At 58.9% G+C, this 25,503-nt stretch carries 27 protein-coding genes and 1 tRNA gene; 13 read left to right on the forward strand and 15 right to left on the reverse strand.

Annotated elements, in window-relative coordinates; all coding sequences use genetic code 11:
* Window positions 1-20: 20 nt before the first annotated feature.
* Window positions 21-200, reverse strand: a complete 180-nt coding sequence (locus ACR0JB_RS10185; protein ID WP_170396688.1) for a zinc-finger domain-containing protein — start codon at window positions 198-200, stop codon at window positions 21-23.
* An 87-nt stretch (window positions 201-287) separates the two neighbouring features.
* Here ACR0JB_RS10185 and ACR0JB_RS10190 point away from each other — a divergent pair, with 87 nt between their 5' ends.
* Window positions 288-1,280 (forward strand): ABC transporter ATP-binding protein, encoded by a 993-nt coding sequence (locus ACR0JB_RS10190; protein WP_480789933.1) that lies wholly within the window; start codon window positions 288-290, stop codon window positions 1,278-1,280.
* Here the strand turns inward: ACR0JB_RS10190 and ACR0JB_RS10195 are convergent.
* The gene (locus ACR0JB_RS10195) at window positions 1,277-1,741 is read right to left on the reverse strand and encodes a DUF1203 domain-containing protein (protein ID WP_170396690.1); all 465 of its coding nucleotides are present in this window, start codon (window positions 1,739-1,741) and stop codon (window positions 1,277-1,279) included. The two genes, ACR0JB_RS10190 and ACR0JB_RS10195, sit on opposite strands and share 4 nt — an antisense overlap.
* 109 nt (window positions 1,742-1,850) lie before the next feature.
* On the opposite strand from ACR0JB_RS10195, the gene ACR0JB_RS10200 reads away from it, so the two are divergent.
* The 3 genes from ACR0JB_RS10200 to ACR0JB_RS10210 all read left to right on the forward strand — a co-directional run bounded on the left by ACR0JB_RS10200 (window position 1,851) and on the right by ACR0JB_RS10210 (window position 6,315).
* On the forward strand, window positions 1,851-4,769 hold the full coding sequence (locus ACR0JB_RS10200) for an error-prone DNA polymerase (protein ID WP_170396692.1): 2,919 nt from the start codon (window positions 1,851-1,853) through the stop codon (window positions 4,767-4,769).
* A gap of 51 nt (window positions 4,770-4,820) precedes the next feature.
* Window positions 4,821-5,234 carry a group III truncated hemoglobin gene (locus ACR0JB_RS10205; protein WP_170396694.1) on the forward strand — a complete coding sequence of 138 codons (414 nt, stop codon included), beginning with the start codon at window positions 4,821-4,823 and terminating at the stop codon, window positions 5,232-5,234.
* 142 nt (window positions 5,235-5,376) lie between these two features.
* On the forward strand, window positions 5,377-6,315 hold the full coding sequence (locus ACR0JB_RS10210) for a DMT family transporter (RefSeq protein WP_480789897.1): 939 nt from the start codon (window positions 5,377-5,379) through the stop codon (window positions 6,313-6,315).
* Between the two features lie 41 nt (window positions 6,316-6,356).
* Here the strand turns inward: ACR0JB_RS10210 and ACR0JB_RS10215 are convergent, their stop codons facing one another.
* Together ACR0JB_RS10215 and ACR0JB_RS10220 are read right to left on the reverse strand one after the other, a co-directional pair.
* Window positions 6,357-7,082: an NYN domain-containing protein gene (locus ACR0JB_RS10215; RefSeq protein WP_170349692.1), complete on the reverse strand. Its 726-nt coding sequence runs from the start codon at window positions 7,080-7,082 to the stop codon at window positions 6,357-6,359.
* A 94-nt stretch (window positions 7,083-7,176) separates the two neighbouring features.
* A complete protein-coding gene (locus tag ACR0JB_RS10220) occupies window positions 7,177-8,289 on the reverse strand; it encodes an S-(hydroxymethyl)glutathione dehydrogenase/class III alcohol dehydrogenase (RefSeq protein WP_170410934.1) in 1,113 nt (370 codons plus the stop codon).
* A gap of 129 nt (window positions 8,290-8,418) precedes the next feature.
* Here ACR0JB_RS10220 and ACR0JB_RS10225 point away from each other — a divergent pair, with 129 nt between their 5' ends.
* Together ACR0JB_RS10225 and ACR0JB_RS10230 are read left to right on the forward strand one after the other, a co-directional pair.
* Entirely contained in the window at window positions 8,419-8,709 is a 291-nt protein-coding gene (locus ACR0JB_RS10225; protein ID WP_170349690.1) for an I78 family peptidase inhibitor, read from the forward strand.
* Between the two features lie 61 nt (window positions 8,710-8,770).
* Complete coding sequence (locus tag ACR0JB_RS10230; protein ID WP_170396698.1) at window positions 8,771-10,423, forward strand: DUF6504 family protein; 1,653 nt, start codon at window positions 8,771-8,773, stop codon at window positions 10,421-10,423.
* A 3-nt stretch (window positions 10,424-10,426) separates the two neighbouring features.
* Here the strand turns inward: ACR0JB_RS10230 and ACR0JB_RS10235 are convergent, their stop codons facing one another.
* Window positions 10,427-11,152 (reverse strand): SDR family NAD(P)-dependent oxidoreductase, encoded by a 726-nt coding sequence (locus tag ACR0JB_RS10235; protein ID WP_170396700.1) that lies wholly within the window; start codon window positions 11,150-11,152, stop codon window positions 10,427-10,429.
* Window positions 11,153-11,318: 166 nt separating this feature from the next.
* On the opposite strand from ACR0JB_RS10235, the gene ACR0JB_RS10240 reads away from it, so the two are divergent.
* From ACR0JB_RS10240 to ACR0JB_RS10260, 5 genes are read left to right on the forward strand one after another with little or no spacing between them, the layout of a single operon-like run.
* Complete coding sequence (locus ACR0JB_RS10240) at window positions 11,319-12,653, forward strand: NAD(P)/FAD-dependent oxidoreductase (RefSeq protein WP_170396702.1); 1,335 nt, start codon at window positions 11,319-11,321, stop codon at window positions 12,651-12,653.
* Window positions 12,604-13,149 carry a hypothetical protein gene (locus ACR0JB_RS10245; protein ID WP_170396704.1) on the forward strand — a complete coding sequence of 182 codons (546 nt, stop codon included), beginning with the start codon at window positions 12,604-12,606 and terminating at the stop codon, window positions 13,147-13,149. Before ACR0JB_RS10240 ends, ACR0JB_RS10245 begins: the two co-directional genes overlap by 50 nt.
* Window positions 13,149-14,372, forward strand: a complete 1,224-nt coding sequence (locus ACR0JB_RS10250; protein WP_170397002.1) for an MFS transporter — start codon at window positions 13,149-13,151, stop codon at window positions 14,370-14,372. The genes ACR0JB_RS10245 and ACR0JB_RS10250 overlap by 1 nt, the downstream gene beginning before the upstream one ends.
* Entirely contained in the window at window positions 14,369-14,986 is a 618-nt protein-coding gene (locus ACR0JB_RS10255; RefSeq protein ID WP_170396706.1) for a DUF3833 domain-containing protein, read from the forward strand. Before ACR0JB_RS10250 ends, ACR0JB_RS10255 begins: the two co-directional genes overlap by 4 nt.
* Window positions 14,983-15,525: a DUF3833 domain-containing protein gene (locus tag ACR0JB_RS10260; RefSeq protein ID WP_170349684.1), complete on the forward strand. Its 543-nt coding sequence runs from the start codon at window positions 14,983-14,985 to the stop codon at window positions 15,523-15,525. Before ACR0JB_RS10255 ends, ACR0JB_RS10260 begins: the two co-directional genes overlap by 4 nt.
* A gap of 58 nt (window positions 15,526-15,583) precedes the next feature.
* Here the strand turns inward: ACR0JB_RS10260 and ACR0JB_RS10265 are convergent, their stop codons facing one another.
* From ACR0JB_RS10265 to ACR0JB_RS10295, 7 genes are all read right to left on the reverse strand, one after another.
* On the reverse strand, window positions 15,584-16,642 hold the full coding sequence (locus tag ACR0JB_RS10265; RefSeq protein ID WP_170396708.1) for a porin: 1,059 nt from the start codon (window positions 16,640-16,642) through the stop codon (window positions 15,584-15,586).
* A 374-nt stretch (window positions 16,643-17,016) separates the two neighbouring features.
* Window positions 17,017-18,162 (reverse strand): TonB family protein, encoded by a 1,146-nt coding sequence (locus ACR0JB_RS10270; protein WP_170396710.1) that lies wholly within the window; start codon window positions 18,160-18,162, stop codon window positions 17,017-17,019.
* On the reverse strand, window positions 18,159-18,536 hold the full coding sequence (locus ACR0JB_RS10275) for an ExbD/TolR family protein (protein ID WP_170349681.1): 378 nt from the start codon (window positions 18,534-18,536) through the stop codon (window positions 18,159-18,161). The genes ACR0JB_RS10270 and ACR0JB_RS10275 overlap by 4 nt, the downstream gene beginning before the upstream one ends.
* The gene (locus tag ACR0JB_RS10280) at window positions 18,533-18,859 is read right to left on the reverse strand and encodes a biopolymer transporter ExbD (protein WP_170349680.1); all 327 of its coding nucleotides are present in this window, start codon (window positions 18,857-18,859) and stop codon (window positions 18,533-18,535) included. The genes ACR0JB_RS10275 and ACR0JB_RS10280 overlap by 4 nt, the downstream gene beginning before the upstream one ends.
* Before the next feature lie 31 nt (window positions 18,860-18,890).
* Complete coding sequence (locus tag ACR0JB_RS10285) at window positions 18,891-19,556, reverse strand: MotA/TolQ/ExbB proton channel family protein (RefSeq protein WP_170349679.1); 666 nt, start codon at window positions 19,554-19,556, stop codon at window positions 18,891-18,893.
* Window positions 19,553-19,981, reverse strand: coding sequence for a hypothetical protein (locus ACR0JB_RS10290; RefSeq protein ID WP_170396712.1), 429 nt, complete (start codon window positions 19,979-19,981; stop codon window positions 19,553-19,555). The genes ACR0JB_RS10285 and ACR0JB_RS10290 overlap by 4 nt, the downstream gene beginning before the upstream one ends.
* 397 nt (window positions 19,982-20,378) lie before the next feature.
* Window positions 20,379-20,454: transfer RNA gene (locus ACR0JB_RS10295), tRNA-Lys, on the reverse strand.
* A gap of 220 nt (window positions 20,455-20,674) precedes the next feature.
* Here ACR0JB_RS10295 and dapF point away from each other — a divergent pair.
* Window positions 20,675-21,508 carry a diaminopimelate epimerase gene (gene dapF / locus ACR0JB_RS10300; protein WP_437436466.1) on the forward strand — a complete coding sequence of 278 codons (834 nt, stop codon included), beginning with the start codon at window positions 20,675-20,677 and terminating at the stop codon, window positions 21,506-21,508.
* Window positions 21,505-22,761, forward strand: a complete 1,257-nt coding sequence (gene mtaB / locus ACR0JB_RS10305) for a tRNA (N(6)-L-threonylcarbamoyladenosine(37)-C(2))-methylthiotransferase MtaB (protein WP_170506278.1) — start codon at window positions 21,505-21,507, stop codon at window positions 22,759-22,761. Before dapF ends, mtaB begins: the two co-directional genes overlap by 4 nt.
* Before the next feature lie 40 nt (window positions 22,762-22,801).
* Here mtaB and ACR0JB_RS10310 read toward each other — a convergent pair whose 3' ends face one another.
* The 3 genes from ACR0JB_RS10310 to petB form a co-directional block, all read right to left on the reverse strand.
* Entirely contained in the window at window positions 22,802-23,152 is a 351-nt protein-coding gene (locus ACR0JB_RS10310) for an HNH endonuclease (RefSeq protein ID WP_170396718.1), read from the reverse strand.
* Window positions 23,153-23,360: 208 nt separating this feature from the next.
* Complete coding sequence (locus ACR0JB_RS10315; RefSeq protein WP_170396720.1) at window positions 23,361-24,146, reverse strand: cytochrome c1; 786 nt, start codon at window positions 24,144-24,146, stop codon at window positions 23,361-23,363.
* 17 nt (window positions 24,147-24,163) lie between these two features.
* Window positions 24,164-25,495 carry a cytochrome b gene (gene petB / locus ACR0JB_RS10320; RefSeq protein ID WP_170349661.1) on the reverse strand — a complete coding sequence of 444 codons (1,332 nt, stop codon included), beginning with the start codon at window positions 25,493-25,495 and terminating at the stop codon, window positions 24,164-24,166.
* Between the last annotated feature and the right edge of the window lie 8 nt (window positions 25,496-25,503).

Genomic DNA, 25,503 nt, shown 5'->3' on the forward strand with positions numbered 1-25,503 from the left:
GCGCGGCACCTGCCACTCTGTCAGCTTTGTGCCTGGCTGCCGGACAGCACATATTTGCAATCGCAGTACGGACACTCGACCCAACCGATATCCTCGGGGATTTGCAGCCAGACGCGCGGATGGCCCAATGCGCCTTCGCCGCCGTCACAGGCGACACGGGCGGTTTCGACGATCTTGGTTTCCGGCGCTTCGATTGTCACGGCTGGCGATCCTTCTTCGGTTGTCGGCCTCGCGGGCATGCATTAGGTGCGTTTATGAGCGATGAGCAAACCGGGGGCAAGGGTCACATGGCCGATGCGGCAATCAGGATCGAAGGGCTGCGCAAAACCTATCGTGGCGGCAAGGGTCAGCCCGAGAAGAGCGCATTGAAAGGCATCGACCTGACCGTTCCACGAGGGTCAGTCTTTGGCCTGCTGGGGCCGAACGGGGCCGGAAAATCGACCCTGATCAACATCCTGGCCGGGCTGGTGGTGAAAACCTCGGGCCATGTATCGATCTGGGGCTACGATCAGGACCAGAACCCGCGCCAGTCCCGTGCTTCCATTGGGGTGATGCCGCAGGAACTGAACCTCGACCCGTTCTTCACACCGCGCGGTGCGCTTGAGGTGCAGGCTGGCCTTTACGGCGTGCCCAAAGCACAGCGCCGCAGCGATGAGATTCTGGAGTTGGTTGGCCTCAGCGACAAGGCCGAGGCCTATGCGCGAACCCTCTCGGGCGGGATGCGGCGGCGGCTGCTGTTGGCCAAGGCGCTGGTGCATCATCCTAAGATCCTTGTGCTGGATGAACCGACGGCGGGCGTGGATATCGAACTGCGTCAGATGCTGTGGGCCAATGTGCGCAAGCTGAATGAACAGGGCATGACCATCATCCTGACCACGCATTACCTGGAAGAAGCACAGGAAATGTGTGACGAGATCGCCATCATCAACCACGGCGAAATGATCGCGCAGGACAGCACCGCCAACCTGCTGGGCCGGGTGGACAGTCGCACCATGGTGATTGCTCCGGATAGCCCGGTGATCGATTTGCCGACGACCGAAGGCGTCGAAGCCGCTTTGCGAGACGATGGCACCCTGGTATTGAGCTATCGCAGCGCCCAGACCAGCGCCGAACAGGTTCTGGAATCCGTACGCTCTGCCGGCATCCGCATCCGCGATGTTCGTACCGAAGAAGCGGATCTCGAGGATGTCTTCCTCGCCCTTACCTCATCCCGCGCGAATGAGACCCCAGCAGACGATCAGGATCAGCCGCGCCGGGGCCTGCACCGGGTCAAGCTTTAGACCCGGTCGATTCGAGCCTGGTAGCAATTGTTTCGCGCGGATCGGACGTGGATATAGCCCACATCGGGGCGGGCAAAGATATCCCTAACCGCAGTGGCAATCTGGTCTGTGGGTGTGATCGCTCCGGTGCCATAGACGATCCGGTCATCGGTTCCGTAGCCCTTGATCAGATAGTCGGGTGACGTGGTCAGAATTTCAGGCAGCCCTTTCCCCTCGTACCGCTCACACTGTGCAGCGCATAGAAATATCGGACCCGTTTCTGCGTAAGGATGTGTCTCTAGAAAAGGCCGGTGCGCCAATATCAGCATCTCTTCGCCCTCAGGAATATTCTGCAGGCAATGGCGGCATGGATTGCCTGTGCCTGTGGATGTCGCGCGCTCTGGCGTGGCACCATAAGCATCCGGGTGACCAGCCTGAAGGGCGCGCACTTCGTCGGTTGCCAATGCGGTGATCTTGAACATTTTGCGTCTCCTTTTGCCCAATCATGCCCACCCGGAAAATCCCAATCGACCCGTTTCCTGCGCAAAGGACTCGAAAAAGAACAAAACGTGAATATAATATAGAATCGCCATGTATGCCGAACTGTCGATCACGTCGAATTTCACCTTTCTCACCGGGGCTTCACATCCCGAGGAATATATGGAGCGTGCCGTCACCCTTGGCCTACCGGCCATCGCGATTGCCGATGACAATTCGGTCGCCGGAATCGTCCGTGCCCATACCCAAGCGCGCGAAATCGCCCGCAAGGTACGTGAACGGCTGGAGTGGGAAGCGCAGAACACCTCTATCGGCCCACCTTGCCCCGATCACATCCCCAAACCGCCCTCTTACCCCATCCACGCGGTGCCGCGCCTGATTCCAGCGGCGCGGCTGATCTTTACCGACGCGCCCACCGTCACCGCCCTACCCCTGAACCGGCAGGGCTGGGCCAACCTGTGCCGTATCCTGTCCAAAGGCCGCCTGCGCGCCGAAAAGGGCGACTGCATTCTACAGCTGTCCGACCTGTTGGAATTCTCCGACGGTCTCCACCTGCTGCTCTGGCCACAGGCGACACCGTCTCCGGGCGGCGCGAACGGATGGCGGACACAGGCGCAACAGCTGACGCGCCGCTTTGCCGGACGGATGCATCTGTTGATGCACCCCCGGTATGATGGCGCAGATACTGTCTATTTCTCTTTATTAGAGACTGAATCAAAGCAACTCGGCATTCCCACCCTAGCCAGTGGCACACCGCTGATGCATCACGGCACCCGTCGCAAGCTGGCCGATGTGGTGACCGCCATCCGCCTACGCCGCAAAGTCGATGAGCTCGGTCGCGAGGCGCTGGCCAACGGGGAACAGCGCCTGCGGTCTGAGGCCGAGATGCTGCGGATATTCAAAGGCCACGAAGGCGCGGTCACCCGCGCCCATCAACTCAGCGAACAGCTAACCTTTTCTCTGGACGAGCTGCGCTATGAATACCCAAGCGAGGGCAGCGAGCAGGAAACCCCGACCCAACGCCTGCACCGCCTGGCGCATGAGGGTTTAAAATGGCGCTATCCGGCGGGCGCGTCGGAAAAGGCGCAAAAGATGCTGGCGCATGAACTGACCCTGATCGGCAAGCTGAAATACGAACCCTATTTCCTGACCGTGCGCGACATCGTCCATTTCGCCCGCTCACGCGGTATCCTGTGCCAGGGGCGGGGCTCGGCGGCCAACTCGGTGGTCTGCTTCTGCCTTGGCATCACCGAAGTCAGCCCCGAGATGGGCACCATGGTCTTTGAACGCTTCGTGTCCGAGGCCCGCGATGAGCCCCCCGATATCGACGTCGATTTCGAACATGAACGGCGTGAAGAGGTGATCCAGCACATCTACGACCGCTATGGCCGCCACCGTGCGGGTCTCTGCGCCACCGTGATCCACTATCGCGGCAAACGCGCCATTCGTGAGGTCGGACGGGCGATGGGCCTGACCGAAGACACCATTTCAGCCTTATCCTCACAACTCTGGGGCTTTTTCTCTGCCGCCGGGCTCGAGGCTGAACGCATGCGCGAAATCGGTCTCGACCCCGAGGATCGCCGCCTAAAACAGACTCTAATGCTGGTCTATGAGATCAACGGCTTTCCCCGCCACCTTTCGCAACATGTCGGCGGTTTCATCATCACCGAGGGGCGTTTGGACGAGCTGGTCCCCATCGAAAACGCCACGATGGAGGACCGCACAGTCATCTGTTGGGATAAGGACGACATCGACTCTCTGGGTATCCTCAAGGTCGATGTCCTCAGCCTCGGAATGCTCACCTGCATCCGCAAGGCGTTTGACCTGATCGGCCAACACCACCAGACCAGCTATACGCTGGCCACCCTGCCGCCCGAGGACCCAATGGTTTATGACATGCTGTGCAAGGCAGACAGTATCGGCGTGTTTCAGGTAGAATCACGTGCGCAGATGAACTTTCTGCCCCGGATGCGGCCCCGCAATTTCTATGATCTGGTGATCGAGGTCGCCATCATCCGCCCCGGCCCCATCCAAGGCGACATGGTCCACCCCTATATCCGCCGCCGCAACGGAGAAGAGGAGGTCAGCTTCCCCTCGGACGCGTTGGGCGAGGTGCTGGGGAAAACGCTGGGCGTTCCGTTGTTTCAGGAACAGGCAATGCAGATCGCCATTGTCGGTGCCGGGTTTACCCCGGAACAGGCCGACCGCCTGCGCCGGTCGCTGGCAACCTTCAAGAAACATGGCAATGTCAGCGAATTCCGCGCGCTGTTCCTACGCGGCATGAAGCGCAATGGCTATGACGATGACTTTGCCGAGCGTTGTTTTTCGCAGATCGAAGGCTTCGGCTCTTACGGTTTTCCCGAAAGCCACGCGGCCAGCTTTGCGCTGTTGGTCTATGCCTCGGCCTGGATCAAATGCCATCACCCGGGGATTTTCGCCTGCGCGCTGCTGAACTCGCAACCGATGGGGTTCTATGCCCCCGCCCAGATCGTGCGGGATGCACGCGAACATGGGGTTCAGGTGCGCCCGGTCTGCATCAATGCCAGTTTCTGGGACAATGTGATGGAGCCCGACGGCCATGGCGGGCTGGCCCTGCGGCTGGGGTTTCGCCAGATCAAAGGCCTCAGCGAGGAAGACGCCAGTTGGCTGACCGCCGCACGTGGCAACGGCTACCATCAGGTCGACGATGTCTGGCGTCGTGCGGGCCTTGGACCGTCGGTGATCGAACGACTGGCCGAGGCCGACGCCTTCGCCACTTGCGATCTGACCCGGCGCGAGGCGCTGTGGCAGGCCAAGGCGATTGCGACTGCCAAACCGCTGCCGCTGTTCTCGCGGGATCTGGAGGGCGAGGCGCTGGACGAGCCCGAGGCCTATCTGCCTCAGATGACATTGGGCGAACAGGTGGTCGAGGATTATGTCGCCACCCGTCTCAGCCTCAAGGCGCATCCGGTGGCCCTGCTGCGGCATATTCTGACACCGGACCAGCGCGACAAAACCACCCCTGTAGCGTAACCCCTGAACCGGCTATTGACCGCGAACAGAATCGAAACCCCGAGATCACCCATGTCCAGACCGCCCCTGCCTCCGCGATTTCCCGCGACGCCCGAGCAAATCAACGCGCAGGTCAGCGCTTTCTATGCGCGTGTCCGGGAAGACAATGTGCTGGGGCCGATCTTCAACCGACATGTCGATGACTGGCCCGCGCATGAGGAAAAAATTGCCGCCTTCTGGCGCAACGCCATCCTGTACGAGCGTAGCTATGACGGCAATCCACAGCGGGTTCATATCGAGCGGCCCGATGTAAAACCCGAATTCTTCGCCCATTGGCTAGATCTGTTCGAAGAGGTCGCCACCCGGATACTGCCACCGGAAACCGCCATTCCCTGGGTCGCCTTGGCGCGTCGTATCGGAGTGGGGATGAAAGCGGGTGTTCAGTCTGCCCGTCAGCCTAAGGACGCGCCGCCGATCCTGCGATGATCGGATATCATACCGGCTTTGACATGTTAGCGGTAAAATAGGGGCTATCAGACTCTGCAAAATGGGTTTATGCAGCGCTAATAGACAGCCCGAGATCGCTCCGTGCCGTCCTAAACACCGCACATCACCCGAGGCCAGACTCATGAGCACTCAAAACACCACCCTCCGGGGTCTTGGCTATGCGTTTGCAGGCTTTGCAGTTTTTGCGAGTCATGACGCACTGATCAAAGTGCTGGGCGGGACCTATTCGGTGATGCAGATCATCTTTTTCGCCACGCTGTTTTCCTTCGTGCCGATGGCGGTGACAATCCTGACCGACCGGACAACCGGGAACTTCCTGCCCCATCACCCTTGGCTGGTACTGCTTCGCTCGGCCTTGATGGTTTCGTCCATGGTCTGTGCTTTCTATTCCTTTTCGGTTCTGCCGCTGGCCGAGGTCTATTCGCTGCTGTTTTCCTTTCCGCTGATCGTCACCGTCCTGTCGATTCCGATATTGGGAGAGGTCGTCCGCGCCCAACGCTGGGCTGCTGTCGGCGTCGGCCTGATCGGCGTGCTGATCGTCCTGCGTCCTGGCGCGACCGATATCACCCTGGGCCACCTCGCCGCCCTGACGGCCGCGTTCTGCAGCGCCTTTGCATCCGTTCTGGTGCGCAAGATCGGGAATGAGGAACGCTCGGCCGTATTGATCTTATACCCGATGCTGTTAGCCATTGCAGCGATGAGCCTTGCCCAACCCGCCGTGTATCTGCCACCCTCGCTGCTGCATCTGGCAATGATGGCGCTGGTCGGCGTGTTCTCGGTCATCGCCCAGCACCTGATCATCCTTGCCTACCGCGCCGCGCCCGCCGGTGTCATTGCGCCCAGCCAATACAGCCAGATCATCTGGGCCACGATTTTTGGCATGGTTTTCTTTGGTGAACGCCCGGACATCTGGGTGGCGGTTGGCGCAAGCGTCATCATCGCGTCCGGTGTCTATGTAGTCTGGCGCGAAAGCCGCACCAACACCACCTCGGCCAACACCCCTGTTCTGCGGGTACGGTCACCGCGGTCAGATACCGGGGCGTCACGGCCGGGGGAGTAAGGGCAAAAACACGCAAATTCAGGGATCTCTGACAGCCTTTTTCAGCTGTCCTTATGCCTGATCATAAAGTGGCCGTTCGCCCCTTTTTCTTCAAATTTTCCGGTCGCACGCACCAAATCGCTCAACCTCTTGTAACCGTAAGTACGGGAATCGAAATCCGCGTAGATTTTGCTGAGTTGGCTGCCAACGAGCCCAAGCCTAACCCATCCGTCTGGCTCATCTGTGTTCCGAACCACATTGTGAATCAACTGGAAGGCATGGTTCAGATCATATTTTGTTTTTTGGGGGGCCGCAGTCTCAGCCGGCTGGCTGACTGATGCAGTTTTTTCGATATTCTCAACGTAAATAAATCTATTGCACGCTGTGACAAAGGCTTTGGGTGCCTTACGTTCTCCAATACCAAAAACATCCAATCCCTGTTCCCGGATCCGACTAGCAAGTCGGGTGAAGTCGCTGTCAGACGACACCAGAACAAACCCACCAAACCGTTCCGAGTGCAGAATGTCCATGGCATCAATCACCAACGCGATATCGCTGGAGTTTTTACCGGATGTATTGGCAAATTGTTGGTGGGGAACAATGGCGTATTTGGCCAATGACTTAGCGTCCCAACCTTGTGGCGACCCGTTCGAGAAATCACCGTAAATGCGCCTCAGGCCAGCTTCGCCTAAAGTAGCTATTTCTTCAAAAATCTCTTCGGCATGTTTTGCGGGCACGTTGTCCGCATCAATCAGAACCGCAAGGCGGTCTGTCCTTCCTGTTGTCACCTCAATCCCTCAACTATAAATTTTATTCGTAACAAGGAATGTAATGACAAAAAGGGCGGGCAAAAGCCCACCCTTTCAGATTTTTCAAGTTTTATCAGTAAACAACCACCGACCGGATGCTCTCACCTTTATGCATCAGGTCAAAGCCGTGATTGATGTCGTCCAGACCCATGGTGTGGGTAATCATCGGGTCAATCTCGATCTTCCCGTCCATGTACCAATCAACGATCTTGGGCACATCGGTCCGGCCCCGCGCACCGCCAAAGGCGGTGCCGCGCCACGACCGGCCTGTGACCAGCTGGAAGGGGCGGGTCGAGATTTCGGCACCAGCAGGCGCTACGCCGATAATGATCGATTCTCCCCAGCCCTTATGCGCCGATTCCAGCGCGTCACGCATCACACCGACATTACCGGTGGCGTCGAATGTATAATCCGCACCGCCCTTTGTCAGGTTGACCAGATAGGGGACCAGATCGCCCTCGACCTCTTTGGGGTTCACGAAATCGGTCATGCCAAACTTGGTGGCCATTTCCACCTTGGACGGGTTCAGGTCAACGCCAACGATCTGGTCAGCTCCGGCCAGACGCAGGCCCTGGATCACGTTCAGGCCGATACCGCCCAGACCGAACACGATGGCGCGGCTACCAATCTCGACCTTGGCGGTGTTGATCACCGCGCCAATACCGGTCGTCACGCCGCAGCCGATGTAACAGATCTTGTCGAACGGAGCGTCCTCACGCACCTTGGCCAGCGCAATCTCGGGCAGGACCGTGTGGTTAGCGAAGGTCGAGCAACCCATGTAGTGCAGGATCGGATCGCCATCCAGCGTCGAAAAGCGCGAGGTGCCATCGGGCATGAGGCCCTTACCTTGGGTTTCGCGGATCGCCTGACACAGGTTAGTCTTGGGGTGCAGACAGTATTCGCATTCGCGACATTCCGGGGTGTAGAGCGGGATCACGTGATCGCCCGGCTTCAGGCTGGTCACTCCCGGGCCGACCTCGACCACCACGCCCGCGCCTTCGTGGCCCAGAATGGCGGGGAACAGCCCTTCGGGGTCAGCACCCGACAGGGTGAATTCATCGGTGTGGCAAATGCCGGTGGCCTTGATTTCCACCAGAACCTCGCCCGCTTTGGGGCCTTCGAGGTTTACTTCCATCACTTCCAAGGGTTTGCCGGCCTGAACGGCGACGGCGGCACGGGTACGCATATCGTTGTCTCCCTGTCTTCTTTGCCCCGACCCTGCGTCAATCGCAGAGGGTTTTCAACTGCGCTTTGGTGACAGATCGGCTAATGATTTGATATTGCAGAAACGACATTGCCGCAAAGAGGAACGCCAATGCGCCGATTTATTCCGATTTTGATCTTGCTGGCCGCTTGTGCCGAAACGCCACCCGCACCGGAAGACGCCCGCCTTGCACCCGAAGCCGCACCGGTCGATCTGGCCTTTTGCGAGGGTGAACCCTTTGGCGATTCCATTGGTCAGCCGGTTTCGACCATTCAGGGCCAGCTGCCCGAACGCGCGCGTGTGTTAGGGCCGGATGATTTGGCCACGCAGGATTACCGCATCGACCGGTTGAACGTGTTCGTCAATGACGCCGGGATCATTCAGCGTCTGACCTGCGGGTAGGCGTGGACTCGGGGCATGATTCTACGGTAAGAACAAAATGGGAACATTTTGATGTCTGCCGATGCCCAAACGACGAATACTCTCACTCTGGTTTCCCCGTCTGGGGGCTGAACGGCTGGTCCGCGCTGCGCGGGGCCTGCAGGATGGGCCTTTGGCCGTGGTGGCCGAGCAGGCGAACATGCAGGTTGTCACCTCGCTGAATGCACAGGCTCAGGCCGCCGGGTTGCGCGTGGGTCAGCCGGTGCGCGATGCCCATGCCATGTGCGCGAATCTTGTGACGCGCCCTCGCAATACCCCCGCCGAGACCGCGTTTCTAACCGCTTTGCGCCGCTGGGCAGGCAAATTCAGCCCCTGGGTAGCCGAAGAATCACCGGACGGGCTGATTGTCGACCTGTCGGGCTGCGCCCATCTGTTCGGCGGCGAAGAGGCGTTGCTGAGCGTACTTGAGGTCGACTGCGCCGATATGGGCCTGAGCGTACAGATGGGCATCGCCGACACGCTGGGCGCGGCCTGGGCGTTGGCGCGATACGCCGGGCAAGAAGCCACGTCCGACCGCAACGGCGACGCCATCAGCCAAGAGGCCCGTGCCACCCGTGCCCGCGCCACCAAACGGCGGCACTGGACCAAAGGTGGCGCCGCGCCGCAGGTGATGGCCTTGGGTGGTGGCGCGCGGATTGCAGCGCCGGGACAATCCTATGGCGCGCTCAGCCCCCTGCCCATCGCGGCGCTGCGGTTGGAGGATCAGACCGTGGCGCAGTTGAACCGGCTGGGCCTGCGCCGGATCGGCGATCTGTTGGGCCAGCCGCGTGCCAGTTTGGCGCGGCGGTTCGGGCGGGGTCTGGTGCTGCGGTTGGATCAGGCCATGGGCAGCGCGCCCGAACCGGTCTCGCCCGCCCGTCCGCCCCATCGCTTTGCGGTGCGGATGACCCTGCCCAACCCAATCGGTCTGATCGAAGACGTCATGGCCGCCATTGATCGGATACTGCCCACGCTTTGCGCAAAACTGGAGGAGAAAGGCCGCGGCGTTCGCACCCTGCGGCTTGAGGCACATCGCGCCGATCAGGCCGCTGAGATTGTCGAAGTCGGTCTCGCCCGTCCGACCTTTGACAAATATCGTATTCGCCCTTTGTTAGAGATGAAAGTCGACAAGATTGATGCGGGTTATGGCATCGACATGCTGCGGCTTGTGGCAGTCCAGACCGAGCCTATCCACGCCCGCACCATGGCGGGCCATGCCGAGGCCCGCCGCGCCGTGCGGGATCGGCTTGAGGGCAACACGGGCGTCGATGATCTGATCGGCAAGCTGGGCGCACGCGTGGGGCTGGAGGCGATCACGCGGCGGCACCCGGCGGCCTCACATATCCCCGAGAAGACGGCGCAGACGCTGGCCGCAGCCTGGTCGGAACCGGCGCATGACTGGCCTGCCCCTCCGCGTCCCCGCCCCTTGCAGATGTGGCAACCCGAACCGGTGATGGCGCCGGAAACCCCGGACGTGCCCAGCGCCTTTCGCTGGCGTGGGCGCGACTGGCAACTGGCACAAGCCACGGGCCCGGAACGCATTGCGCCGGAATGGTGGCTGGACGATCCCAACTGGCGCAGCGGCGTGCGCGATTACTGGGTGGTGGTGACCGAACAGGGCGAGCGGCTGTGGCTGTTTTATGGCCATGGCGGTACCATGTCGGCAGGATGGTTTTGCCAAGGACAGTTTTGTTAGAGTCTATTTTCCACGATAAACCAGCCAATCAGGCAGATAGTCGATCAGACGCACCAGCCAGGAAAATGGTGCTGGAAAATCCGTACGGAATCGGCGACGTGACATCGCTTTGACCACACGATCTGCCGCCTCCTCGGGCGTCATCAGCATCGGCATCTTGAAAGTGTTCTTCTCGGTCAGGCGGGTCTTGATAAAGCCCGGATTGACGATGCGCACCGTCACCCCTGTGCCCGCCAGGTCGAACCGCATGGTCTCGGCCAACGAAACAAGTGCTGCCTTGCTGGCCGCATACCCCACCGCTGCAGGCAAACCCCGATACCCCGACAAAGACCCAATCAGCGTGATATCCCCGCGCCCCCTGCGTACGAACCTGCGTACAACCTCACCCAGAACCCGCAGGGCACCCGTGTAATTCACATCCGTCATCGCCAGCACGGCCTCGGAATTCCAATCGGCAGAGCGCATCGGTTCATAAGCTCCGGCGTTATAGACCAACCCGTCCACCTCTCCGGCCTCGACCGCGGCACGACGTACAGCGTCCAGATCTGTCACGTCGCACGGAACAGCTTGCGCATTTGGCAGGGCAGAGCAAATCTCGGTCAGACGCTCGGTATTGCGGGCAGACAGGATCAGATGTGCGCCCTGACGGCTCAGCGCCTCGGCCAAAGCCCGGCCCAGCCCTTCGCTGGCGCCAACGATCCAATAGGTTTTTCCTTCAAAGCTGCTCATGCCCTGGCCAATACAGTTGTGTCTATGATTTTACGGCCAGAGCGACGCACTGGATCAAACTCCAGACGTCACAACATAGTGCTTTTGCGAAAAACTTCTAATCCGATTGATCCACCCCGGCATTTCCTGCGTATCCTATTGTAAAATGTCGCACAAAGAGGATGGCATGTTCGACGAAACCCGAGGCGTACGCAAGAAAATCGCGGTAGTAGGTGCAGGTATCTCAGGTCTGTCGGCCGCTTACTATTTGTCAAAAAACAACGATGTGACCGTGTTCGAAGCCGAACCCCGGCTGGGCGGCCATGCCCGAACCGTCATGGCAGGCAAAAACGGCGACCAACCTGTCGATACCGGTTTCATCGTCTTCAATTATGCCACCTACCCCTATCTGACGCGCCTCTTCGATGAGCTGAACGTGCCCGTCATCAAATCCGAGATGAGCTTTGGTGCCACCATCGACAACGGCCGCATTGAATACGGTCTGAACAACCTGCGCACCCTGACGGCGCAGAAACGCAACCTCGCACGGCCTGCCTATTATAAGATGATCGCGGACATCCTGCGCTTTGGCAAAGAAGCCCCCGAAGCCGCACGTGACGATGACACCACGATCGGAGAGCTGGTCGATCAACTGCGCCTAGGCCATTGGTTCCGCCACAATTACCTGATGCCGATGTGCGGCGCGATCTGGTCCACTCCGGTGGAGTTTGTGGATCAGTTCCCGGCCCGCTCGCTGGTACAATTCTTCCGCAACCATGCCCTGCTGGCCAGTGGTCGCGCCAATCAGCATCAATGGTACACTGTCAAGGGCGGCAGCATCGAATATGTCCGCCGCATCGATGCCGCGTTACGTGAGCGCGGTTGTGAAATCCGTCTGGCCTGCCCGGTTGAGCATATTCAACGCGGCGATGCCGGTGTGACTGTCCACAGCCAGGGTCAGGTTGATCTGTTCGACGAAATCATATTGGCCACCCATTCCGATCAGTCCCTTGCCATTCTGGGCGAGACCGCAACAGATGCGGAAAGAGCTGCGTTAGGCTCTATTCGTTATCAACCGAACACGGCTATCCTGCATTGCGACCCAAGCCAGATGCCCCGCCGTCGCGCGTGCTGGTCCAGCTGGACCTACCGTTCGCAAGCGGGGAATGTTGGCGTGACTTACTGGATGAACCGACTGCAGAATATTCCAGACAGCGATCCGCTGTTTGTGACGCTGAACGCATCTTCGGAAATTCCTGCGGGTAAAATCTATGACAAGGTCGAGTTTGCCCATCCGGTGTTCGACAAAGCGGCCCTGAAAGCTCAGGGGCAAATCCGCGAGATGCAGGGACAGAACCGAACCTGGTTTGCCGGGGCTTACAACCGGCATGGCTTTCACGAAGACGGGATTGCCAGCGCGATGCATGTTGTTGAGCGTCTTAACGGCACCCCGCACACACTCGGAGCTGACAATGGCATTCCTGCACAAGACCCGGCCATCCCTGCCTCGGCTGATCTCTGATACCTGCCGCGCTGCACTGTTTTCTGTGATCGTGCTGGCCCCGGGCGGGTTGGCCGCGTCACCGATCACCCAGACGCTGACTGATGCGCAACTCAGAGGCAGCGCAACCTTCCGGTTTTTGGGCATGCCGATCTACGAAGCCAAGCTGTATACGCCGCAAGGCAGCGCGCTCAATTGGACGAAGGACTTTGCATTGCAGCTGACCTATCGCAAATCCCTGAAACAGAAAGCACTGGTTGAATCGACGTTGGATGAGATGGCTCGACAAGGAAACCCTGCCCCGACGCAGGCCCGGTTGCAGAAGTGTTTTCAGGCGGTTAGCAAGGGCGACAACTATATTGCAATTTCGGAAGGCCCGAACAAAGTTGGATTTTGGCGAAACGGCCAAAAGACCTGTACCCTGTCCTATCCCGGCGCCAAAAGCGCCTTTATGTCCATTTTTCTGGGCGACAACACCCGATCGGGCAGTTTCACCCGACAATTGAAGGGCGGATGATGCTGTACCCTCGTGTCAGTCTGTATGCGCTGATGCTCGCTGCGGCGGGGATACCGCTATATATCCATCTGCCGCGATTTGCTGCCGTCAATCTTGGTATCGGGTTGGGTGTGATCGGCACCGTTCTGCTGGTGATCCGGTTAATCGATCTGGTGCAGGATCCGCTGATTGGTTGGGCCATAGACCGCTGGCCAAACGCGCAACTGCTGTTTGCTGCGACCGCTGCGATTGGTTTGGCGATCGGGTTTCCAATGCTGTTTGGACTGCCGCCGGGAACAAATATTGCCTTATTAGTCTCTGTTTTAATCTTACTGTTCTCAGCCTACAGCTTGGGCACCATCCTGCTTTACGGTCGCAGCGCGACGCTTGCCATACAGCCAGAGCCGAAAGAGTTAATAAGAATGGCCGCATGGCGCGAAGGCGGGCAGTTGACAGGTGTCATCCTTGCAGCCAGCGCCCCAGCCTTGTTCGTAGGATTCGGAGCCAGCGCGCAGGGCTATCCCGCCTTTGGCCTGTTTCTGGGCCTGATCGCGATCTTCACCCTGACCCTGACGATCCCAATCTGGCGCCGACCCCCGATTACTGGCGACGGCCTGTCGTTCAATGGGCTCGCACAAGCTGGTGCGCTGCGCTTGCTGCTGCTGGCGCTGGTCAACAGCCTGCCAGTTGCCATCACTTCGACCCTGTTTTTGTTCTTTGTCGAAGATCGCCTGCAATTGCCGGGAAAAGCCGGACCACTGCTGATCCTGTTCTTCCTCAGCGCCGGGGCCAGCGTTCCGCTTTGGGCAAAGCTGGCTAATCGGATTGGCCCGAAACGAACACTGATCATCGCCATGCCCCTGTCGATCGCGGGATTTGTTGGCGCAGCTTTGTTGTCCGCCGGTAATCTGACCGGGTTCGCCGCAATCTGCCTGGCTTCGGGCGCGGCACTGGGGGCGGATATGGTGGTGCTACCCGCGATGTTCTCAGTCGCGCTGACGCGGGCGGGGCTGAACGCATCCGCCGCATTTGGCATCTGGTCATTCGCTGGCAAGCTGGGCCTCGCGCTCGCTGCCTTTTTCACTCTGCCGCTGCTGGAACGCAGCGGGTTCACCCCAGGACAGGCAAACTCGGCCGAGGCGTTGCGGACGCTCACCCTCGCCTATGCCGTGCTGCCCTGCATCCTGAAACTCGGCGCGTTCGGGCTGCTCCTGACGTTGCCTTCTGAGGTCTCAGCCAAATGACTATCGTAGCTATCCTACTGCTTGCCATCCTTGTTCTGGTCGCAGCTCAGCGCCGGTTCCTAAGCTTTCGCTCGCAATCCCCTGCCGATTACAGCGGCACCGGGCCTGCCTTTAAAATGAAAGGAGTCCTGAACGGCGAAATCCTGTCCGAAGGGCTGATCTATGGCCCCAATGGGAAGATGTCGAACAGCTTTGTCGCCCGTATGGTGGGGAAATGGGATGGCAACACCGGCACGCTGACCGAGTATTTCACCTATTCCAACGGCAAGAAGATGGCCCGCAAATGGCATCTGACGCTGGGCACGGGCAACACGTTTACCGCGACGGCAGATGATATCGTCGGTGAGGGTCACGGCACAATTTCGGGATCGACCGTGAAGCTGACTTATCGGATCATCCTGCCCCAAGACGCGGGCGGGCACACACTGGACGTCACCGATTGGATGTACCTGACCGAGAACGGTGTGATCATGAACCGGTCCGAGATGCGCAAATTCGGCATCAAGGTCGCTGAACTGGTCGCCACCATGCGCCCCGCGCCCGAAGCTAAAGCTGCGCATGTCAGCGGTTCAAATGGCTATGACACCGCGGTAGAAACGAGGACCTTGCAATGACGCCCCGCCGCATCCTGATCGCGGCCCTTGCCATCGCGGGGCTTGCCGCGCTGACCGCCTGTTCCGCCAAGCCGCGCGTACCTAAAAGCTTTCTGTCCGACCGGCAGTTGAACCTTGAGGAGTTCTTTGAAGGCAAAACCGTCGCCTATGGTCAGTTTCAGGATGTTCTGGGCAATGTCCCCCGCCGATTTACGGTGGATATCCAAGGCACTTGGGATGGTGAAACCCTGACCCTGATCGAGGATTTCGTCTATGACGACGGCGCCACCGAACAACGCATCTGGACCCTAATCAAAACCGGTCAGGACACCTGGACCGGAACTGCGCCTGGCGTTCTAGGCGCTGCCAGCGGGGTCGAGCGTGGTGATACCTTCAACTGGACATACAAGATCGATCTGCCGATCAAAGACGGCACCATGCGGGTCAACTTTGACGACTGGATGTGGCTGCTAAGCGATGATCGTCTGCTGAACCGCGCCTATGTTTCGCGATATGGCGTACGGCTGGGCGAGGTCATCCTGTTCTTTGAAAAACAGTAGGCCACCGAAAAGGGCGAACCTAAAGGCCCGCCCTTGAATCTAGGTCAATCAGGTCACTTTAGAAGTTGAACCAGACACCAAAGTCGGCCTGAATCCGGCCGTCGTCGTCACCGTCTTTAACTTCGCCAACGGCACCACGCAGTGAAGCGCCCGCACCCAGATCATAGATGGCGCCCACACCGATGTTGCGCGTGTCATTATCGGCCGATCCGTCACCATAGACCAGCTGCAACGTGGTCGCTGCACCCAGGTTATAGGCGACCGAGAAACCGTAAGCAGTGCCGTTTTCATCATCATCGGCCACATCGTCGTCCGCCAGGAACAGCGTTCCGTAGAAGTCATTGAATTCGGCACCCAAAGTGAAGACGGTCAGGCTTTCGTCGTCACCATTCACCAAATCCCGCTGACCGTAAGCCAACGAGGCCGTGATGCTGCTGAATTGGTAGCTTGCAAAGACATCCCACCGGTCTGTGTCTTCGGAAGAACCGTTCAGAGCCTGAGTCTGCTGGTCGTACGAACCCCCAAATGAGAGATCGCCAGTAGCATACTGAAAGAACACGGCATGCCCACCAGAGCCCGTGGAGTCATACTCGAGGAACGAGTAGTTCACGCCGGAATACTGACCCAAAAACTCTTCCAGGCCGGGCTCGGTTCCGAAATAGTCGTCCAGGTTGTCGAACGACCCGGCCACGTTGCCGGCGTCAACACGCAAGCCACCATAGATAACAGAGAACCGCGCGCCGTTCAGACCAGCATTGTTGGCTTCGCCAGTGCTGGAGTTTTCGTCAGCCTGCAGGCGAACACGGCCCTCAAAACGCACCCCACCGTCAGTTTCGGTGAAACCGTCGATGTTCAGCCGGAAGCGCGAAATTAAAATAGCGTCGTTGGTGTCGACCTCAGCCGTGCCAGTGGTGGTTTGACCAGGAGTTTGAACGACGGCACCTCCCACGATCGAGGTGGTGGTCACGTTGGTGTTAACATTGGTGACTGCACCGGCACGGTCCTCAAGGTAACCAATACCAAAACGGCCATAACCGCTGAGGTTGATGCCGGACTCGGCCGCAGCGATGCCTGCGGTTGCAATTGTTGCGGTCGACGCAAAAAGAAGTTGTTTCATGATAAGTCCATGAGAGTGTGAGGAGTTTGGCTTCAAAGTGTGGCTGAGCGCCTAGTCGAACAAATCGCGGGCATGCTCAACAGGGCCCGCGGACATTCGAACGTCTTGCCCTCGGCTTGCGTTGCAACTTTGCACAGGTGAAATCAGATAAACTAATTTTTATTGTTTATTTTTAGATAATTAGCATAGCTTCCAGAAGCCGTTACAAAAAGTTGATCGCAGAAAAAGGCCGCGACCACTTTAATTTAGAGAGACTGACCCAATAGCCGTAAATGGTGTTTTCGATACTCATGCCAACGCCTTTCGGCCACGCTGATCGGTAAAATCCAACGCTTTCGAATATACCTGCTCAGCCTGCCAAGCTCTTCGGCAGATCAGTTGCCGTAATAGACAAATGACAGCGACCGGCTGACACCTCCGGGCGGTTTCGGAAAGGGCGAGGCCGCTGCCACCTGTGCCTTGGCCGCCCGTTCAAGATCTGGTGTGCCATTGGTATCCACAACTTCGACATAGTCCAGGGTTCCGTCCGGCTTGATCACGAAAAACACCCTCGCAAAGCCCCGCGCTGCTGTATAGACGATCGGCGCGCGGTTTAGATGAACCAGAACCTCCCCTGCATAGTTGGTTCGGTCCGAATTTCCCGGCCCCCGCCCGCCTGAGCGCCTGCCGCTATTGCCCGATGTAAATCTGTCGACACCTCGGCGCGCGTATGTGGTCAGGGGGGATTCAATTTCGCGCGATGGATACCGAAGGTTGCTGAAATCCCGCACGCTACGCAACACGTCCCGCGGCTCAGACTGTGGGCGACGATCCGGCAGTTGTGGGCGGATCGAAGAGGCCACGGCCAGCTCTGATCCTTCGCTGCTTTCCTCTGCCTGCGGTGCGGATTCGACTTGGGCTGCGGGAATATCGGGCTCGACCGCCTCGCTTTCAATGGGGATATCCGGTGCAACTGCTGGCAATACGTCTTCCGACGGGTCCGGCAGCGCGGCAAGCTGCTCGGCCTCAACCGGTTCAGGTGCCGCGGCCTCAGTAATCGGCTCGGTCACCTCGGGGTTGCTTTCTGGGATTTCGACAACCTCGGCAGTTTCTACGTCCGGAGTTTCTTCCACCTCGTCACTGGCGCTCTGGTCGCCATCCGTGGTCTCTTGGGGTTCGGGGGCTTCTGACTCGACCGGTTCGGGGGAAACGGGCTGCAACACTTCTGAGGTGCCCGTATCGGGCGCAAAGGTTTGTTGGGGATCGTCCGAGGCCACATGCACTTCGCTGGTTGGAATCTCGGCAGGTTCGGGCGGGTCTTCGACCGGAGGTTCAGGCGTTTCCTCCGGTTCGGGCTCAACAGGTTCAGCGACGGCTTCAACCAGATCTTCGAAACTGTTGCCCAGTTCAACCCTGTCGGGTGTATCAGTGTCACCTGATTGTCCGGTCAGTCTGGGTGCGGTCAGGCTTAGCCCCGTCAGATGCAGCAGCAGCGACAGAAGCGCGGCCAGAACCGCAATGACCACCGACCCCCGGATCATTCCAGCGCCTTTTCGGTCACGACAAACACGGATACGGCGCCCAGTCGCCGCAGTTCAGCCGTCACTTCCATCAGCCGAGCGCCCGGCGCCTCGCGATCCGGGACGATACGTACCGGTCCGGGGTCGCGCCCTGTCATATAGGTTTCGGGGTCCATCGGCGCGCCGCGAAAGCTGAGCGTTCCGTCCCGGTGCAACACCAGCGCATCGGGCGGTTCGCGGCCTTCCAACTCGGACGTGTCGACCAGATTCAGATCAGGGTCCAGCGGCGTGGCCACCGTTCCCGCGATCAAAAAGAAGATCAGCATCAGGAACACGACATTGATCAGCGCAATGGTCGAGTCGCGTTTGCGGCGGGGGCGGCCAGGACGGATCATTCCAGCACCAGAACGCTGAGGCCCTCGCGCCCGCGCAGCAAAACCAGCAGGTCCACCAGCCGCTGCGCCGTCGTGTCAGGGTCCAAACTGACCAGCACCTGCCCGGTCGTCACCTGTGTGGTCAGGTCCGCAAGCGTGACCGGAGTACCGTTCAGAACCAGCCTTTCTTCTCCCAGCTGCACAAAGGCGCGATCTTGAGGTGTGTCCGCGGTCGGGTTGCCCGCTGTGGCAGCGCTCAGCTCGATCTCGCCATATTTGGAAAAGGTCGAGGTCAGCATGAAAAACAGCAGCAACAGAAAGATCACGTCGATGAGCGGTGTCATCGCCAGTGGTCGCCTGACAAAGGGTGCGAGGTTACGCATGTCCGGGCGTGGCCGCCATGCTCTGTGCGTCCTCGGCCAGCGGGATGGCCTGCCCCGGCACCAGTACGGTGCGCAGCGCCTTATCGGCGAACACCCGTTCCCGTGCGGTGCGGCTTTCGAACCACGACAGCACCATCGAGGTCGGCATCGCCACCGCCAGGCCCACCGCAGTGGTCACCAGCGCCACCCAGATACCACCCGCCAACAGCGACGGATCAACCGAGGACCCGGCGGTTTGCAGACTGCGGAACGCTTCGATCATGCCCAGAACCGTACCAAACAGACCCAACAGCGGCGCCAGCTGCGCCACCGTATCCAGCAGACGGAAACCACGTTCAAGCCCGGCCAGCGCCAGCCCCGCCTCGGCATCCAACCGTTGATCCAGACCGGGTGCGTCCGGCGCATCCATCGCCACGCCGACCAGCGGCGCAAGATAGCTGTTGCTTTTGGCCAGTCGCGCGCGGGCGGCTTGCTTGTCACCGGCATCCCAAGCGTCCAGCGCCTGCGACAGCACCCGGTGCCGACCAACACCCGAGGCGGCGAATTGCCAAAGCTTGTAAAGCGTCACCGCCAGCGTCACCACGGACATGGCGATCAGGATGGCCACAACCGGCCCGCCCAGGGCCAGAATTTCGCGCAGGGCGTCAAGAATACTCATCCCAAAAGCTCCACTTCAGTACGGCTGCGCAAGGTTGGTGTCTTGTCGCAGATTTCGCTGTCAGCACCGTCGACGGTACAGCCGCTTAGCCCATTGATCAGAACCCGCCCAAGATTTTCACAGGCGATGTCGCGTACATCAAACTGACGCACGCGGGGGCGTTCCGCTGGCAGGTCCCGAAATCCAAAAAGGGTAAAGCGTTCGAACACACCAGCGGCATCGAAAATCACCACCTGATAATTGGCAGTGTCGATCGCCGATGCAGTTTCGTTTTCGACCAGAAAGGTCAAACGGCAGGCGCCTTCGACATCTTCAGTCGCGTTCAGCTCGACCACCAACCCCGGCGCATCCTTCGCCGTTTGGGCCTGAGCCGCAAAGGGCAGCGTGCTAACGATGGCAGCAAGGGCCAAAGGGCGAAACTTCATGAATACGCTCCCAATTGTTTCACGCAGGCAGAGGTTCTGACAGCGCTATGTCCGTCTTATCCAAGACCGCTGGGGCGCGAAAGGGTTGCGGACATCTTTGTGATAAAGTGCGATTTTCGACCCGTTCAACCCTATTGCTGGGTCAAGGGCAACAGCGTGCCGCTCTAGTTGATGTCACTGGGGCAGTTGCAGGCAGTCCTATTTGTCATCGCGCAGTCCACTCACTGGCACGAACAGACTTACATGTCGGACCTGCGCCCACTTCAGGTCTGATCGGCTTAAAATTCTCGTTCGCAAGCACACTCACACGTGAATAGCTATCGGGGAAGGAGTGCAAACAAACCTCGTGGTAACGTCAGCTTCTGCCCCACGACAAATCTTGCTTTTATTGAAAAAGTGGTGAGCCGTGCAGGATTCGAACCTGCGACCCACTGATTAAAAGTCAGTTGCTCTACCAACTGAGCTAACGGCCCACTCTTTTGTTGGATCTGTTCGATCCGTGGCGCTCTCTAAGGTATTTTCCCGACTGGGTTCAAGCCCTTATTTTGCACCTCGTTTCACCGTCACTTAACTTGTTTCCGGCGTCCCGATAGGCGGCCTAATTAGGGAGGTGACGCGGGGGGGTCAACCCCTTTTTTCAGGAATCTGCATCGCAGGGTGGATTCCTTTCAAACGCGTGGTTATATGCGCGCCATGCAACGAATGATGACCTCTGGTTTGCCCTTCATGAAGATGCACGGGCTTGGCAATGACTTTGTCATTGTAGATGCGCGCGCGCAAAGTGTTGAGATTTCGCCTGCGCTTGCTAGGGGAATCGGGCACCGACAGTTCGGCGTGGGTTTCGACCAGCTGGCCGTGATAGAAAACGGTAACGCAGATGCGCATCTGGTGTTTTATAACGCCGACGGGTCGACCTCAGCGGCGTGCGGGAACGCCACGCGCTGTATCGCCCGTTTCCTGATGGAAGAAAGCGGCAAATCGGAACTGACGCTGACCACCGAACGCGGCACGCTTTTTGCCTGCGATGCCGGGGACGGCATGACCTCGGTGAACATGGGGCAACCGCAGCTGGAATGGCACGAGATTCCGCTGGCTGAAGAAGTTGATACACTGGAATTGCCGATCGAGGGTACTCCGACCGCGACCGGTATGGGCAATCCCCATTGCACTTTCTTTGTCGAAAACGCCGAGGCGATTCCCCTGGGAGAATTTGGCGCGCGGTACGAATATCACCCGCTGTACCCTGAGCGCACCAATGTGCAGGTGGCGCAAGTCATCGGACCGGACCACATCCGCATGCGTGTTTGGGAGCGGGGCGTGGGAATCACGTTGGCTTCTGGCTCGTCCTCCTGCGCGACAGCTGTGGCTGCTGCTCGTCTTGGCCTGACTGGTCGCAAGGTGCAGATTGATCTGGACGGTGGCACCATTTGGGTCGACTGGCGCGAAGATGGCGTCTGGATGACCGGACCCACCTGCCATGTGCTCTCGGGCACTCTGACCCCGGAATTTCTGGGATCTCTGGAATGAGCGCTCCCAAATTCACCACGCTAGGCTGTCGCCTGAACGCCTATGAGACCGAGGCGATGAAAGAGCTGTCGCAGCAAGCCGGTCTGACCGACGCGGTGGTGGTGAATACCTGCGCTGTAACTGCCGAGGCCGTGCGCAAGGCCCGGCAAGAGATTCGCAAACTGCGGCGGGAGAACCCCGACGCACGGCTGATCGTGACTGGATGTGCTGCGCAAACCGAACCCGAGACCTTTTCCCGGATGGAGGAGGTCGATGCGGTAATTGGCAACACCGAAAAGATGCAGCCCGACACCTGGAAAGGCATGGCCGCGGATTTCATCGGTGAGACTGAGGCTGTGCAGGTCGATGACATCATGTCGGTGACTGAGACGGCGGGACATCTGATTGACGGATTCGGCACCCGCTCGCGCGCTTATGTGCAGGTCCAGAATGGCTGTGACCATCGCTGCACCTTCTGCATCATTCCTTATGGCCGCGGTAACTCACGCAGCGTCCCTGCGGGCGTGGTGGTGGATCAAATCAAGCGGCTGGTGGACCGGGGCTATAACGAGGTTGTACTGACCGGCGTTGACCTGACCTCTTGGGGCGCTGACCTGCCCGCAGAGCCCAAGCTGGGCGATTTGGTCATGCGCATCCTGAAACTGGTGCCAGATCTGCCGCGCCTACGGATCAGCTCGATTGATTCCATCGAGGTGGATGAGAATCTGATGCAGGCCATTGCGAACGAGCCGCGGCTGATGCCGCATCTGCACCTGTCGCTACAGCACGGGGATGACCTGATCCTGAAACGGATGAAGCGCCGCCATTTGCGTGACGATGCCATCCGCTTTACTGAAGAGGCCCGCAAGCTGCGGCCTGAGATGACCTTTGGTGCCGACATCATCGCTGGCTTCCCGACTGAGACCGAGGCGCATTTCGAGAATTCTCTGAAACTGGTCACTGACTGTGATCTGACTTGGCTGCACGTCTTTCCCTATTCCAAGCGCGACGGCACACCAGCGGCTCGGATACCGCAGCAGATCAACGGGAACATTATCAAGGACCGCGCCGCCCGTCTGCGTGCGGCGGGTGAGGCGCAGGTCGCAAAGCACCTGACCGCCCAGATCGGCAAAACCCATCACATCCTGATGGAAAACCCGCATATGGGCCGGACCGAGCAGTTCACCGAGGTCGCGTTCAAAACTCCGCATTCCGAAGGGCAGATCGTGACGGCTACAATTACTGGAGCTTCACACTCACAGCTCAATGCCTGAGGTTTAGGAAATTCCACTCATATTAATTCATTGGCCGAAATCACGGCGCGGCCCCCCAAAGGCACCTTGGATGCCATTTCCCAGCCGATATTCTGTCCTGGACCTTTAGGCGGTACGGATGCGGTCCCAGAATTGTCGCTGCTTTGTGACGCGTTCTGTTGCAGTGCAGACAGGCGGCAACAATGTTAGCGTCGGAGTCCAAACCACCGTCTGACCGTGCATTAAGATGCTCCGCGGTGCATTGAAGCCTGCTAACACAAGCGGTGCTTACCCCGAGAGTCTTCGCAAATAGAGATTGATTGCCAGACCACATCAAAAAGCCGCAATAGTAGCAGCGACCATTCTGAAGTTTCCATTTTTGGGAACGAATGCAGTTAAGTTTTTTTCTCATAGTTGACCCAGTTGCGTTTCTCTAAATGAGACGCGCAGCGGTCAATCTTGAATCCGCCCCGATACTTGGGAGTCATCTGCTAACACCAAACAGCACTAAATTAGTGCCGCGTCGTATTCTTTAATTCAAACAAAGATTTACCCCAATAGCAACGAAAAAGGCCCGGTGTTGAACACCGGGCCTCGTAACATTCTGGAGCAAGCTCCGATCAGACGGTCTTCTTGCCTTTCACACCTGCCCACAGACGCTTGTTGACCAGGTACAACAGCACCGACAACAGCGACAGGAAGATGACACCGACGAAGCCCGAGTATTTGCGCTCCATCATCTTCGGCTCGGCGGTCCACATCAGGAAGGCCGCGATGTCTTCGGACAACGCTTCGACCGTGGCCGGGTGACCATCGGCGAATTCCACCTGATCTTCGGCCAGGGGCGGTGCCATCGAAATCCAGCCGCCTGGGAAGGCGGTGTTTTCGTACAGGATCGTGCCGGCCTCTTCTTTTTCATGGCCGGTATAGCCATCCAGCAGCGAGGCGATGTATTCCGCGCCACCCATGCCTTTGAAGAACTGGTTGATGCCCAGACCGTAAGGACCGTGGAAGCCCGCACGGGCCTTGGCCATCAGGCTCAGGTCCGGTGCGCCAACACCGTCATTTGCCGGGAAGTGATCGGTCGGAATGGCCGGGCGGAAATCGTCCAGCTCGGGGTCGAACACTTCGAAGTTGCCCGCCGCATAGGCGATGACTTCTTCTTCCGAATAGCCCAGCGCTTCAAGGTCGCGCAGGGGCACGTATCTCAGGCCGTGGCAAGCCGCGCAAACCTCGGTATAGATCTGGAGACCGCGCTGCAGCTGGTTCTGATCCCAGGTGCCAAACGGCCCCTCGAACGAGAAGTGGAAGTCCTCGATATGCTGTTCGCCGCCGCCTGCCGCGTAAGACGCAGCAGGAGCAAGGGCGAGAGCAAACGCGGCACCGATTGCAAGTTTCTTGAACATGTTTCCGGTCCCTCTTCTTACTCGGCCGGCGTGGCGTCGGCGTCAGCCTTGCCATAATGCGCGTTGAAGTCTTCTTCGATGGTCTCGGGCTGGGCCAGAGGTTTCTCGATCACGCCAAGGATCGGCAGGATCACGAAGAAATAGGCGAACCAGTAGGCGGACGCGATCAGCGAGAAGGTCGCATAGGGCTCTTCCGCGGGCATCGCACCCAGCCACATCAGGGCAAAGAAATCGATGATCAGCAGGTAGAACCACCATTTGAACAGCGGGCGGTATTTGCCCGAACGCACAGTCGACGTGTCCAGCCACGGCGCCAGCGCCATGGCCAGGATCGCACCAAACATCGCGATCACACCAAAGAATTTGGCGTCGACGATGCCACCGGTGATGAAGCTGGCGAACTGCACAACCCAGACCTCACCAGTGAAGGCACGCAGAATCGCGTAGAACGGCAGGAAGTACCATTCGGGCACGATGTGCGCAGGCGTCACCAGCGGGTTGGCTTCGATATAGTTGTCCGGGTGGCCCAGATAGTTCGGCATGAAACCGACGACCGCCCAGAACACAACCAGGATCACAGCCAATGCGAACAGATCCTTGATCACGAAGTACGGCCAGAATGGCAGCGTGTCTTTCTCGGCTTCGGCTTTCGAACCGCGGCGCACTTCAACACCTGTTGGGTTGTTGTTGCCAGTGGTGTGGAAGGCCCAGATATGCACGATCACCAGCGCCGCAATGACAAACGGCAGCAGGTAGTGCAGCGAGAAGAAGCGGTTCAGCGTGGCGTTGTCCACCGCGGGTCCGCCCAGCAGCCAGGTCTGGATCGCGTCACCCACGAACGGGATCGCGCCAAACAGGCCGGTGATCACGGTCGCACCCCAGAAGGACATCTGACCCCAAGGCAGAACGTAGCCCATGAAGGCGGTGCCCATCATCATCAGGTAAATCAGCATCCCGATGATCCACGTGATCTCACGCGGGGCTTTGTACGAGCCGTAGAACAGGCCACGGAAGATGTGGATGTATACCGCAACAAAGAACAGCGATGCGCCATTCATGTGTAGGTAGCGCAGCATATAGCCGCCATTCACGTTGCGCATGATGTGTTCGATGCTGGCAAAGGCCAGATCGACATGCGGGGTGTAGTGCATCACCAGAACGATACCGGTGACAATTTGCAGCGCCAGGCAGAACGCCAGGACGATGCCCCAGATCCACCACCAGTTCAGGTTCTTAGGCGTTGGGATCATAAGGGTGTCATACAGCAGGCCGACGATCGGCAGACGGCTGTTCAGCCACTTCTCGCCATTTGTCTTCGGCTCGTAATGATCGTGGGGAATTCCGGACATCTGGGTCT

The organism is Ruegeria sp. BI7, assembly GCF_056537925.1.